Annotated in this window: 9 protein-coding genes; 3 read left to right on the forward strand and 6 right to left on the reverse strand. The window is 71.8% G+C overall.

Features of this window, described 5'->3' with window-relative positions:
- Positions 1 to 25 precede the first annotated feature (25 nt).
- Positions 26 to 1,171 (forward strand): acyl-CoA dehydrogenase family protein, encoded by a 1,146-nt coding sequence (locus tag IF17_RS0109155; RefSeq protein WP_030564013.1) that lies wholly within the window; start codon positions 26 to 28, stop codon positions 1,169 to 1,171.
- On the forward strand, positions 1,171 to 2,157 hold the full coding sequence (locus tag IF17_RS0109160) for an acyl-CoA dehydrogenase family protein (RefSeq protein ID WP_030564015.1): 987 nt from the start codon (positions 1,171 to 1,173) through the stop codon (positions 2,155 to 2,157). The genes IF17_RS0109155 and IF17_RS0109160 overlap by 1 nt, the downstream gene beginning before the upstream one ends.
- Before the next feature lie 24 nt (positions 2,158 to 2,181).
- Here IF17_RS0109160 and IF17_RS0109165 read toward each other — a convergent pair whose 3' ends face one another.
- From IF17_RS0109165 to IF17_RS0109175, 3 genes are read right to left on the reverse strand one after another with little or no spacing between them, the layout of a single operon-like run.
- Entirely contained in the window at positions 2,182 to 2,673 is a 492-nt protein-coding gene (locus IF17_RS0109165; RefSeq protein ID WP_030564017.1) for a pyridoxamine 5'-phosphate oxidase family protein, read from the reverse strand.
- Between the two features lie 55 nt (positions 2,674 to 2,728).
- Positions 2,729 to 3,316: a HutD/Ves family protein gene (locus IF17_RS0109170; protein WP_030564019.1), complete on the reverse strand. Its 588-nt coding sequence runs from the start codon at positions 3,314 to 3,316 to the stop codon at positions 2,729 to 2,731.
- Positions 3,313 to 4,062 (reverse strand): vWA domain-containing protein, encoded by a 750-nt coding sequence (locus IF17_RS0109175; RefSeq protein WP_030564021.1) that lies wholly within the window; start codon positions 4,060 to 4,062, stop codon positions 3,313 to 3,315. The genes IF17_RS0109170 and IF17_RS0109175 overlap by 4 nt, the downstream gene beginning before the upstream one ends.
- Positions 4,063 to 4,225: 163 nt before the next feature.
- On the opposite strand from IF17_RS0109175, the gene IF17_RS0109180 reads away from it, so the two are divergent.
- Entirely contained in the window at positions 4,226 to 5,137 is a 912-nt protein-coding gene (locus IF17_RS0109180) for a rhomboid family intramembrane serine protease (RefSeq protein WP_030564023.1), read from the forward strand.
- A gap of 171 nt (positions 5,138 to 5,308) precedes the next feature.
- Here the strand turns inward: IF17_RS0109180 and IF17_RS0109185 are convergent, their stop codons facing one another.
- The 3 genes from IF17_RS0109185 to IF17_RS0109195 all read right to left on the reverse strand — a co-directional run bounded on the left by IF17_RS0109185 (position 5,309) and on the right by IF17_RS0109195 (position 12,521).
- The gene (locus IF17_RS0109185) at positions 5,309 to 6,769 is read right to left on the reverse strand and encodes a glutamate synthase subunit beta (protein ID WP_030564025.1); all 1,461 of its coding nucleotides are present in this window, start codon (positions 6,767 to 6,769) and stop codon (positions 5,309 to 5,311) included.
- Positions 6,762 to 11,321: a glutamate synthase large subunit gene (gene gltB, locus IF17_RS0109190; RefSeq protein WP_030564027.1), complete on the reverse strand. Its 4,560-nt coding sequence runs from the start codon at positions 11,319 to 11,321 to the stop codon at positions 6,762 to 6,764. The genes IF17_RS0109185 and gltB overlap by 8 nt, the downstream gene beginning before the upstream one ends.
- Before the next feature lie 468 nt (positions 11,322 to 11,789).
- Positions 11,790 to 12,521 carry a VIT1/CCC1 transporter family protein gene (locus tag IF17_RS0109195; RefSeq protein WP_030564029.1) on the reverse strand — a complete coding sequence of 244 codons (732 nt, stop codon included), beginning with the start codon at positions 12,519 to 12,521 and terminating at the stop codon, positions 11,790 to 11,792.
- Between the last annotated feature and the right edge of the window lie 43 nt (positions 12,522 to 12,564).

Below are 12,564 nucleotides of genomic sequence, written 5' to 3' on the forward strand. Positions count from 1 at the left end.
CGACCTCACGGAAGGCAGGCCCCCCATGGATCTCGCGCAGACAGCACGGACCGAGGCACTGCGGGCCGAGGCAAGAAATTGGCTGCGCGCCCATGTGCCCGCCCGGCCGCTCCCCTCCCTGGAGACGGCGGAGGGGTTCGCCGCGCACCGGGAGTGGGAGGCGGAGCTGTACGGCGGCGGGTGGTCGGCGGTCTCCTGGCCCGAGGAGTACGGAGGCCGGGGCGCGGACCTCTTCGGGTGGCTGGCGTTCGAGGAGGAGTACTGGGCGGCGGGAGCCCCCGGCCGGGTCTCGCAAAACGGGATCAGCCTCCTCGCCCCGACCCTCTTCGACCACGGAACCGCCGAGCAGCGGGCCCGGGTGCTGCCCCCGATGGCGAGCGGCGAGGTGATCTGGGCGCAGGCCTGGTCGGAGCCGGAGGCCGGGTCGGACCTGGCGGCGCTGCGGTCGCGGGCGGTGCGGACGGAGGGCGGCTGGCTGCTGTCGGGGCAGAAGACATGGTCCTCGCGGGCGGCGTTCGCGGACCGGGCGTTCGGCATCTTCCGTACGGACCCGGGGGTGGAGAAGCCGCACCAGGGGCTCACGTACCTGATGTTCGGGCTGCGGGACCCCGGGGTCACGGTGCGCCCCATCGGGCGGCTGGACGGGAAGCCCGCGTTCGCCGAGGTCTTCCTGGACGAGGTCTTCGTACCGGACGAGGACGTCATCGGGGAGCCCGGCCGGGGCTGGCGCATCGCCATGTCGGCCACCGGCAACGAGCGCGGCCTCACCCTCCGCTCCCCCGGCCGCTTCCTGGCCGCCGCCGACCGGCTGACGGAGTTGTGGCGGGAGGTGGGCGATCCGGAGGACACAGGGGTGCGGGACCGGGTGGCGGACGCGGTGATCGGGGCGCGGGCGTACCGGCTGTTCACGGCCGCCTCGGCGTCCCGGTTCGCGGCGGGGGCGGCGCTCGGGGCGGAGTCCAGCCTGAACAAGGTGTTCTGGTCGGAGTACGACATCGCGCTGCACGAGACGGCCCTCGATCTCCTCGGCCCGGAGGCGGAGGCGGCGGACGGCGCCTGGGCGGAGGGGTACGTCTTCGCGCTGGCGGGCCCCATCTACGCGGGGACGAACGAGATCCAGCGCGACATCATCGCCGAGCGGCTGCTCGGTCTGCCGAAGGGGCGGCGCTGATGCCCTTCCTCCTCGACGACGAGCAGCGGGAGTTCGCCCGCTCGCTGGACGCGCTGCTGACGGCGGCCGACACGCTTTCGGCCGTACGGGCGTGGGCCGCCGGGGACCACGGACCGGGGCTGGCCCTGTGGCGGCGGCTGGCGGAGGCGGGGGTGTTCGCGCTGGCGGTCCCGGAGACGTACGGGGGTGTGGGGCCGCTCCCGGTGGAGACGGCCGTGGCGCTGGTGGAGCTGGGCCGCCACGGGGTGCCGGGTCCGGTGGTGGAGAGCGTGGCGGCGGGGGTACTGCTGGGCGGGGTGGGCGGGCCGGTCGCCAAGGAGTGGTTGCCGAGGATCGCGTCCGGTACGGCGGTGGTGTCGCTGGCCCTGGAGGGGTACGGGCCGTACGCGCTGGACGCGGATGCGGCGGACGCGGTGTTCACGGTGGCCGGGGACGAGCTACGGCTGGCGGCGGGGGCCGGGGAGCTGACGCGTTCGACGGATCCGGCGCGCCGGCTGTTCCGGCCCGAGGCGGGTGGCGAGGTGGTGGCCGCCGGTCCACGGGTGCGCGAGGCGGCCCGGGCGGCGGGCACCTGGGCCACCTTCGCGACGGCGGCCCAGGCGCTCGGCTGCGGGGAGGCGCTGCTGCGGGCGACGGTGGCGTACGTGAAGCAGCGCACCCAGTTCGGTGTGCCCGTCGGCTCCTTCCAGGCCGTCAAGCACCGCCTCGCGGACACCCTGCTCGGCCTGGAGTTCGCACGCCCGCTGCTGTACGGGGCGGCGGTGGAGCTGGCCGAGGGGTCACCCGGGGCCGGGGCGGCGGTCGCGGCGGCGAAGGTGGCGGCGGGCGAGGCCGGGTACGCGGCGGCCCGCACCGCGCTGCAACTGCACGGCGCGGTGGGGTACACCGAGGAGCTGGATCTGGCGTGGTGGCTGCGCCGGGCCCGGCCGCTGCGGGACGCGTGGGGGACGCCGTCGGCGTGCCGGGCGCGGGTGCTGGCGGGGTGAAAAGCTCTCAGCTCCGCAGCACCGTCACTTCCGGCGTACCGTACGCAGCGGCTGCCCCGGCCGCCAGGACTGGATGACCAGCTCATCGCCGTCCAGCCCGACGCGGACCGCCTCCGTCAGCTCGGCCCGGAAGAGGTGGAACGGCTCCGGCGGGGTGGCGTCCTCGACGAAGCGGGCGAGGTACTCCGGGTCGGTGATCTCCACGGCCCGGCCGCTGACGCGGACATCGCCGTCGTTCATCTCGGCGTCGGGGCCGGGGTTGGCGTGGAGGGCGAAGCGCGGGTCGCGGCGCAGGTCCAGGGCCTTGCGCGAGTCGGGCATCATGCCGAGCAGCAGCTCGTCGAAGCGGAAGTCGGCCTCCAGGCCACTGACACGGGGCGAGCCGTCCGCGCGGAGGGTGGCGAGGACGTGGTGCTTGTAGAGCTGGAAGCGGCGGCGGACGCTGTCGGCGAAGACGGGCTCGGCAGCGGCGAAGCCACTCCAGGAGAGGGGTGCGGAAGACGTCATGGGCGCCATCGAACACCCGATACCCGACATCTTCTGTCCGGTATCGCCGACCGTCTCCGGCCGCTCACACGTCCGAGAACGTGATGACCACCGCCTGGCCCATCGTCCGCAGCACCCCGGGCGATCCGCCCTCGGCGAGCACCGCGTCGTAGCGGTCGAGCCGGATGTCCGTCCCGTCAAGCACGGCCCCGTCGAGCACGGCCCCGTCGAGCACAGCCCCGTCGTCCAGGGAGAGGGCCAGCACCGCGCCGCCCGGCGGTGCCATCAGGCGTACGGTGCCGCAGACGACGGCGGTCTCCGCCCGCGTACGCCCCCTGCGGTACATGACATTCAGGTTGACGACGGGTCCGGACAGCAGGAAGCCGTCGGTGGGCCGGTCGCCGGGGAAGTCGTGCGGCCACAGCGGCTCGTCGACGATGTGGTGCTCGCCGCCGACGACGAGGTCCATGCCCGCGCCTTCGACCACCGTCAGCGTGCGGTCGATGCCCGGGAAGAGCGAGAACGGCCCGTCGGCGGTGACATCGGCGAGGCTCACCCGCCAGTCGAACCCGTCGCCTCCTGCGGGCGCGGTCGCCACCTCACGGGTGAGCCCGCCGCCGTTCTTCCAGGGGACGGGCGTGCGGTCGGCGGCGCGCAGGATCCGCGTACTCATCGGACGATCCCGTGGGCCTCGGCGGCGGCCAGCCAGGACGGGAACTCCGCGACCAGCCGGTCGTACAGCTGGCTGTCCGGGACCTTCCGGGGGGCGAGCCCGGCGTGGAAGTACCCGGCGTTGTCGACGACCCGCTTGGCCGGGACCGCCAGCTCGTCCAGCTTGCGCAGGAAGTCGAACTGGGTGCTGCGGGTGTCGCCGAACCCGACGAACTGCCAGAACAGCGGCAGCTTCGCGGCCTTGCAGAGGTAGCGCTCGGCGGCGGGCTTGCTGATCGGCCCGCCGTCCGTCTGGAAGACGACGAGCGCGGGCGCGGTGGAGCCGCTGTCGAGGTAGTGGTCGATGACCGCGTCCATCGCCAGGTGGTAGCTGGTCTTCCCCATGTGCCCGAGGCCGGCCACGATCGCGTCGATCCGGCCGCGGTGGTTGTCGAGGGCGATGTCGGTGACCGCGTCGATGTCCGTGGAGAAGAAGACGACGGGCACCCGGCCGTCGTCGTCGAGGTTGGCCGAGAGCCCCAGCACCCGGTCGGCCAGCGCCTGGACGCTGCCGTCCTTGTAGTAGTCCCGCATGGAGCCGGAGTAGTCGAGGACCAGGTAGACGGCGGCCCGCCGTCCGTTCAGTCCGTGCTTCTCGAGCGAGATGCCGGCGCTCTTGTACAGGCTGACGAGGCCGGGAGCCGTCTCCTGGACCTTGGTCAGGCTGATGGCCGGCCCGGCGGCGGCCGCCGTGTTCACGCCGTGCATGGCGCCCCCCTTGTGCGGTCCGTTTGCGCGGTCCGTGCTGTGCGGACCTGAAGCCTAGGCCACAGCCACGGACCCGGCTCCTGACTCTCCCTCACCCGTTCGCTATCTTGATCGCCGCCGCCCACACCGGCCCCGCAGCGCACTCCCAGTGAAGGAGCCGGTCATGGAGGCCGCCGCCACCACGTGTTACCGCCATCCGTCGTACGAGACGTATGTCCGCTGCACCCGCTGCGAGCGCACCGTCTGCCCGGACTGCATGCACGAGGCCTCGGTCGGCTACCACTGCCCGGAGTGCGTGAAGGAGGGGCAGCGGTCGGTGCGGCGGGCCCGGACCGTGTTCGGCGGTGCGGTCTCCGGGGCGACGGCGCCCGTGGTGACGTACGTCCTGATGGCGCTGAACATCCTGGCCTACCTCGGCGAGGTGGTCCGGCCCGAGATCGTGGACCGGTTCGCGGTGCTCGGCGCCGCGCTGACCGGGCCGGACGGGGAGCGGTACTACTACCGGGGCGATACGTTCGCCGGGTACGAGCTGACGGGCATCGCGGACGGCGAGTGGTACCGGCTGGTGACCGGGGCCTTCCTGCATCTGCCGCCGGACGCCTCGTTCGGGGTGATGCACCTGCTGTTCAACATGTTCGCGCTGTGGAACATCGGCCGGGTGGTGGAGGGGCAGCTCGGCCGGGCCCGCTATCTGGCGCTGTACCTGCTGTCGGCGGTGGGCGGTTCCGTGGTGGTGTATCTGCTGGCCCCGGACACCTCCACCGTGGGTGCCTCCGGTGCGGTCTTCGGGCTGGCCGCCGCGTTCTGGGTGATCAACCGGCGGCTCGGCCGGGACATGGCGGCCGTGAACCGGTTCATGGCCGGGTTCCTGCTGTGGATGGTGCTCTCGGCCCTGTTCACCTCGTGGCAGGGGCACCTGGGCGGGCTGCTGACCGGGGCGCTGGTGACGTACGGGCTCGCCTACGCGCCGGCGAAGCTGCGGACCTGGCCGGTGCAGCTCGCGGGCGGGGCGGTGCTGCTGGGGCTGTTCGCGGTGGCGGTGGCGGTGAAGACCTCGGCGCTGACGGGCGGCTGACCGGCGGCTGAGCCGACCCGGGGCGGAACCGGCCCCGGACGCGCCACGGCGCCCGCTGGTGTCCGGTCGGGGACAGGCAGGCGCCGCGTTCAGTTCCGTACGCCGTTGTACGGGACGATCGAAGGGGGCTCACCCCCGGGCCGCGTGGCCCAGGGGGAACCCGGATGGTGCTCAGACCAGCAGGGACCGGTCCGTCGGGCGGATCGGGGCCGGCAGGGCGCTGGTCCCGGTCAGGAAGCGGTCCACACCGCGGGCGGCGGAGCGGCCCTCGGCGATCGCCCAGACGATCAGCGACTGGCCGCGGCCCGCGTCACCGGCGACGTAGACGCCGTCGACGTTGGTCGCGTAGTTCTCGTCGCGGGCGATGTTGCCCCGCGCGTCGAGCTCCAGGCCGAACTGCTGGACCAGACCGTTGGACTGGTCGGTTCCGGTGAAGCCCATGGCGAGGGTGACGAGCTGCGCGGGGATGCGCCGCTCCGTGCCGGGCTTCTGCTCCAGCTTACCGTCCTTGAACTCGACCTCGACCAGGTGGAGGGCCGCGACGTTTCCGTCCTCGTCGCCCTCGAAGTGGGTGGTGGAGACGGAGTAGACCCGCTCGCCGCCCTCCTCGTGCGCGGAGGTGACCTTGTAGAGCATCGGGAAGGTCGGCCAGGGCTGGTTGGCGTTCCGGTCCTCGCCCGGCTTCGGCATGATCTCCAGCTGGGTGACGGAGGCCGCGCCCTGGCGGTGGGCGGTGCCCACGCAGTCGGCGCCGGTGTCGCCGCCGCCGATGACGACGACGTGCTTGCCGCCGGCGTGGATCGGGGCGACCGTCAGGTCACCCTCCTGCACCTTGTTGGCGAGCGGGAGGTACTCCATCGCGAAGTGGATGCCGCCCAGCTCACGGCCGGGGACCGGCAGGTCGCGGGAGACGGTGGCACCGGCCGCGATGACGACCGCGTCGTAGCGGCGGCGGAGCTTGGCGGCGTCGATGTCCTTGCCGATCTCCACCTCCGTACGGAACTTGGTGCCTTCCAGGCGCATCTGCTCGATGCGGCGGTTGATGTGCGACTTCTCCATCTTGAACTCGGGGATGCCGTAGCGCAGCAGGCCACCGATGCGGTCCGCGCGCTCGTAGACGGCGACGGTGTGGCCGGCCCGGGTCAGCTGCTGGGCGGCGGCGAGTCCCGCCGGGCCCGAGCCGATGACCGCGACGGTCTTGCCGGAGAGGCGCTCGGGCGGCTGCGGGGTGACGTCGCCGCTGTCCCACGCCTTGTCGATGATGGAGACTTCGACGTTCTTGATGGTGACGGCCGGCTGGTTGATGCCGAGCACGCACGCCGACTCGCAGGGGGCCGGGCAGAGCCGCCCGGTGAACTCCGGGAAGTTGTTCGTGGCGTGCAGCCGCTCGGAGGCGGCGGTCCAGTCCCCGCGGTAGGCGTAGTCGTTCCACTCGGGGATGAGGTTGCCCAGCGGACAGCCGTTGTGGCAGAACGGGATGCCGCAGTCCATGCAGCGGCCGGCCTGCTTGCTGATGATCGGGAGCAGCGAGCCCGGAACGTAGACCTCGTTCCAGTCCTTGACGCGCTCGGCCACGGGGCGGGTCTGGGCGACCTCGCGTCCGGTGGTCAGGAAGCCCTTGGGGTCAGCCATTGGTCGCCGCCTCCATCATCTTCTCGGTGGTCTCCTGCTCGGAGAGACCGGCGAGCTCAGCGGCGTCCTTGGCGGCGAGCACTGCCTTGTACGTGGACGGGATGATCTTGCTGAAGCGGGTCACGGCGGTGTCCCACTCGGCGAGGAGCTTCTCCGCGACGGTGGAGCCGGTCTCCTCGTGGTGGCGGCGCACGACGTCGTGCAGCCACTGCCGGTCGGTGTCGGTGAGCTCCTCGATCGCGCCGAGGTTGCCCACGTTGACGTTGTCGCGGTCGAGGTCGATGACGTACGCGACGCCGCCCGACATACCGGCGGCGAAGTTGCGGCCGGTCTCGCCGAGGACGACGGCGTGGCCGCCGGTCATGTACTCGCAGCCGTGGTCGCCGACGCCTTCGGAGACGACGGTCGCGCCGGAGTTGCGGACGCAGAAGCGTTCGCCGGTGCGGCCGCGGAGGAAGAGTTCGCCGCCGGTGGCGCCGTAGCCGATGGTGTTGCCCGCGATGGTGCTGTACTCGGCGAGGTGGTCGGCGCCCCGGTCCGGGCGGACGATCACGCGGCCGCCGGAGAGGCCCTTGCCGACGTAGTCGTTGGCGTCGCCCTCCAGGCGAAGGGTGACCCCGCTCGGGAGGAAGGCGCCGAAGGACTGGCCGGCCGAGCCGGTGAAGGTGATGTCGATGGTGTTCTCGGGCAGGCCCGCACCGCCGAACTTCTTGGTCACCTCGTGGCCGAGCATGGTGCCGACCGTGCGGTTGATGTTGCGGATGGCGACCTGGGCCCGGACCGGCTGGGCGGCCTCGGGGGTGTCGGCGCCGAGCGCGTCGGCGGCCAGCTTGATCAGCTGGTTGTCGAGCGCCTTGGTCAGACCGTGGTCCTGCTCGACGATCCGGTGGCGGACCGCGCCCTCGGGCAGCTCGGGGACGTAGAAGAGCGGGGCGAGGTCGAGGCCCTGCGCCTTCCAGTGGGAGACGGCCCGGTCGGTGTCGAGGAGCTCGGCGTGGCCGACGGCCTCCTCGATGGTGCGGAAGCCCAGCTCCGCGAGGATCTCGCGGACCTCTTCGGCGATGAACTCGAAGAAGTTGACGACGTACTCGGCCTTGCCGGAGAACCGGTCGCGGAGGACCGGGTTCTGGGTGGCGATGCCGACCGGGCAGGTGTCCAGGTGGCAGACGCGCATCATGACGCAGCCGGAGACGACGAGCGGCGCGGTCGCGAAACCGAACTCCTCGGCGCCCAGCAGCGCGGCGATGACGACGTCGCGGCCGGTCTTCAGCTGGCCGTCGGTCTGCACGACGATGCGGTCGCGCAGGCCGTTGAGCAGCAGGGTCTGCTGGGTCTCGGCGAGGCCGAGCTCCCAGGGGCCGCCCGCGTGCTTGAGGGAGGTGAGCGGGGACGCGCCCGTTCCGCCGTCGTGGCCGGAGATGAGGACGACGTCCGCGTGGGCCTTGGAGACACCGGCGGCGACCGTGCCGACGCCGACCTCGGAGACCAGCTTCACGTGGATGCGGGCCTGCGGGTTGGCGTTCTTCAGGTCGTGGATCAGCTGGGCGAGGTCTTCGATGGAGTAGATGTCGTGGTGCGGCGGCGGCGAGATGAGGCCGACGCCGGGCGTCGAGTGACGCGTCTTGGCGACCCACGGGTAGACCTTGTGGCCGGGCAGCTGGCCGCCCTCGCCGGGCTTGGCGCCCTGCGCCATCTTGATCTGGATGTCGTCCGCGTTGACCAGGTATTCGCTGGTCACACCGAAGCGGCCGGAGGCGACCTGCTTGATGGACGAGCGGCGCGCCGGGTCGTACAGGCGGTCGGGGTCCTCGCCGCCCTCGCCGGTGTTGGACTTGCCGCCGAGCTGGTTCATCGCGATGGCGAGCGTCTCGTGCGCCTCGCGGGAGATCGAGCCGTACGACATGGCGCCGGTGGAGAACCGCTTGACGATCTCGGAGGCGGGCTCGACCTCCTCGATGGAGATCGGGGCGCGGCCGGAGGTGAAGCCGAAGAGGCCGCGGAGCGTCATCAGGCGCTCGGACTGCTCGTTCACCCGGTCCGTGTACTGCTTGAAGATGTCGTAGCGCCGGTTGCGGGTGGCGTGCTGGAGGCGGAACACCGTCTCCGGGTCGAACAGGTGCGGCTCGCCCTCGCGGCGCCACTGGTACTCGCCGCCGATCTCCAGCGCGCGGTGCGAGGCCGCGATGCCGGAGGCGGGGTAGGCCTTGGTGTGCCGGGCGGCGACCTCCTTGGCGATGACCTCCAGACCGGCGCCGCCGATCTTGGTGGCGGTGCCGTTGAAGTACGTCGCGACGAACTCCTCGTCCAGGCCGACGGCCTCGAAGACCTGGGCGCCGCGGTAGGAGGCGACGGTGGAGATGCCCATCTTGGACATGACCTTGAGGACGCCCTTGCCGAGCGCGTAGATCAGGTTCCGGATGGCCTGCTCGGCCTCGATGCCCTCGATGAAGGTGCCGGCGCGGACCAGGTCCTCGACGGACTCCATCGCGAGGTACGGGTTGACCGCGGCGGCGCCGTAGCCGATGAGCAGGGCGACGTGGTGGACCTCGCGGACGTCCCCGGCCTCGACCAGCAGGCCCACCTGGGTGCGCTGCTTGGTGCGGATGAGGTGGTGGTGGACGGCGGAGGTGAGCAGCAGCGAGGGGATCGGGGCGTGCTCGGCGTCGGAGTGCCGGTCGGAGAGGACGATGAGGCGGGCGCCGTCCTCGATGGCGGTGTCGACCTCGGTGCAGATCTCCTCCAGCCGGGCGGCCAGGGCGTCGCCGCCGCCGCTCACCCGGTAGAGGCCGGCGAGGGTGGCGGCCTTCATGCCCGGCATGTCGCCGTCGGCGTTGATGTGTATCAGCTTGGCCAGCTCGTCGTTGTCGATCACCGGGAACGGCAGCGTGACGCTGCGGGCCGCGGCGGCGGTCGGCTCCAGGATGTTGCCCTGGGGGCCGAGCGAGGAGCGCAGCGAGGTGACGAGCTCCTCGCGGATGGCGTCCAGCGGCGGGTTGGTGACCTGGGCGAAGAGCTGGGTGAAGTAGTCGAAGAGGAGCCGGGGGCGCTCGGAGAGCGCGGCGATCGGCGAGTCGGTGCCCATGGAGCCGAGCGGCTCACCGGCGGTGCGGGCCATCGGCGCGAGGATGACGCGCAGCTCTTCCTCGGTGTAGCCGAAGGTCTGCTGGCGGCGGGTGACCGAGGCGTGGGTGTGCACGATGTGCTCACGCTCGGGCAGGTCGCTCAGCTCGATCTCGCCGGTCTGGAGCCACTCCTGGTACGGCTGCTCGGCGGCGAGGGACGCCTTGATCTCGTCGTCCTCGATGATGCGGTGCTCCGCGGTGTCGACGAGGAACATCCTGCCGGGCTGGAGGCGGCCCTTGCGGACGACCTTCGCCGGGTCGATGTCCAGGACGCCGACCTCGGAGGAGAGCACGACGAGGCCGTCGTCGGTGACCCAGTAGCGGCCGGGGCGCAGACCGTTGCGGTCGAGGACCGCGCCGACCTGGACGCCGTCGGTGAAGGTGACGCAGGCCGGGCCGTCCCAGGGCTCCATCATCGCGGCGTGGTACTGGTAGAAGGCGCGCCGGGCCGGGTCCATCGAGTCGTGGTTCTCCCACGCCTCGGGGACCATCATCAGCACCGAGTGCGGCAGCGAGCGCCCGCCGAGGTGGAGCAGCTCCAGGACCTCGTCGAAGGAGGCCGAGTCGGAGGCGTCCGGGGTGCAGACGGGGAAGATCCGGTCCAGCTGCTCGGAGCCGAAGAGGCTGGAGGCGAGCTGGGACTCGCGGGCCTTCATCCAGTTGCGGTTGCCCTTGACCGTGTTGATCTCGCCGTTGTGCGCGACGAAGCGGTACGGGTGGGCCAGCGGCCAGCTCGGGAAGGTGTTGGTGGAGAAGCGGGAGTGGACCAACGCGACCGTGGAGGCGAAGCGACGGTCGGAGAGGTCCGGGAAGAACGGCTCCAGCTGCCCGGTGGTGAGCATGCCCTTGTAGACGATGGTGCGGGCGGAGAGCGAGGGGAAGTACACCCCGGCCTCACGCTCGGCACGCTTGCGCAGGACGAACGCCTTGCGGTCCAGGACGATGCCGGCGGACTCGCCGTCGGCGACGAAGACCTGGCGGAACTCGGGCATGGTGGCGCGGGCGCCGTTGCCGAGGAGTGCGGGGGTGACCGGGACGTCGCGCCAGCCGAGGACCGTGAGGCCCTCCTGGGTGGCGATCTCCTCGATCGTGCGGACGGCCTCGGTGGAGCCGTCGGCGGGGAGGAAGGCGATACCGACGGCGTACGAACCCGCCTCGGGAAGCTCGAAAGGGGTCTCGGCGCGCAGGAAGGCGTCGGGGACCTGGCACAGGATGCCGGCGCCGTCGCCGGAGTCGGGCTCGGAGCCGGTGGCGCCGCGGTGTTCGAGGTTGCGCAGTACGGTCAGCGCCTGCTCGACCAGCTCATGGCTGGCCACACCGGTCAGAGTGGCCACGAACCCGACGCCACAGGCGTCGTGCTCGTTACGGGGGTCGTACATCCCCTGCTGGGCGGGGCGACCGTCCATGGGCGACCAGGCGTCGATACGCATCGGCTCTCCCGTCGTCGTCGTGGCATTTGCGGTGCCGAGGGACGACGTTGGCCCTCTGCGAAATTTCGTGCAGGTTACATGATGGGGCGCTTCTCAAGAAGCGGAAGGCTTGTTCCAACATACGGACACCGTGGTGACCGGAAGTGACTGGGTGACCAGAGGTGACCGGTTGACCAGGGGGTGGGTCGCTGTCGGAACGATCGGCGCCCGGGGGACCCGCAGAGAGCAGGCGTCGTTGCCTGCGGTGCCTACGGCTCATGCCCGGCGGCAAAGGAAACGAAACCACCGAGTAACGGCTACTTATGTGTAGCCCTGCATAGAGTCTCATTTTACGGCCGCCGGGCCGCTCCCGCCCAGAGGGCGGTGCCAAGACGTACGTCACACGGGTTGCCGCACGGTTAAGCCGTTCGGGCGGGTTCGTTACGCCGTACGCCCCGCGCCGCCCCGCCGCGGACACGGCCTCTCCCGTCAGCCGACCGCCACACCGAACAGGGTGCCGAGCCCGTACGTCAGCGCCGCCGCCCCACCACCGAGGGCGAGCTGCCGCAGGCCGCTGAACCACCAGCTGCGGGCCGTCACCCGGGCCACCACCGCACCGCACCCGAAGAGGCCGAGCAGGGCCAGGGCCACCGAGGGCCACAGGGCGCTCGCTCCGAGCAGATACGGCAGGACGGGCAGCAGGGCGCCGAGCGCGAAGGCGCCGAAGGAGGAGACGGCGGCCACCAGCGGGGAGGGCAGGTCGTTCGGGTCGATGCCCAGCTCCTCGCGGGCGTGGATCTCCAGCGCCTGCTCCGGGTCGCGCGAGAGCTGCCGGGCCACCTCGCCGGCCAGCGGGGCGTCCACGCCCCGGGCCTCGTAGAGCGCGGCGAGCTCGGCCATCTCGTCCTGGGGGTGCTTGCGCAGCTCCCGGCGCTCGACGGCCAGCTCGGCCTCGACCAGCTCACGCTGGGAGGCGACGGAGGTGTACTCACCGGCCGCCATGGAGAACGCCCCGGCGGCCAGCCCCGCGAGCCCGGTGATCACGATGGTCTGCTGGGAGACCGCACCGCCCGCGACACCGGTCATCAGGGCGAGGTTGGAGACCAGGCCGTCCATGGCACCGAAGACGGCGGGGCGCAGCCAGCCGCCGTTCACATCCCGGTGGGTGTGGTTGTCCCGGTGCGCCTCGTGCAGGACGGCGTCGGTCTCGATGATGGCCACGGTCTGCGTCTCCCTGCTCCCCCGGTGGGCTGTCGACCCCGCC

Source organism: Streptomyces cyaneofuscatus (genome assembly GCF_000718135.1).
Lineage (GTDB): Bacteria > Actinomycetota > Actinomycetes > Streptomycetales > Streptomycetaceae > Streptomyces > Streptomyces cyaneofuscatus.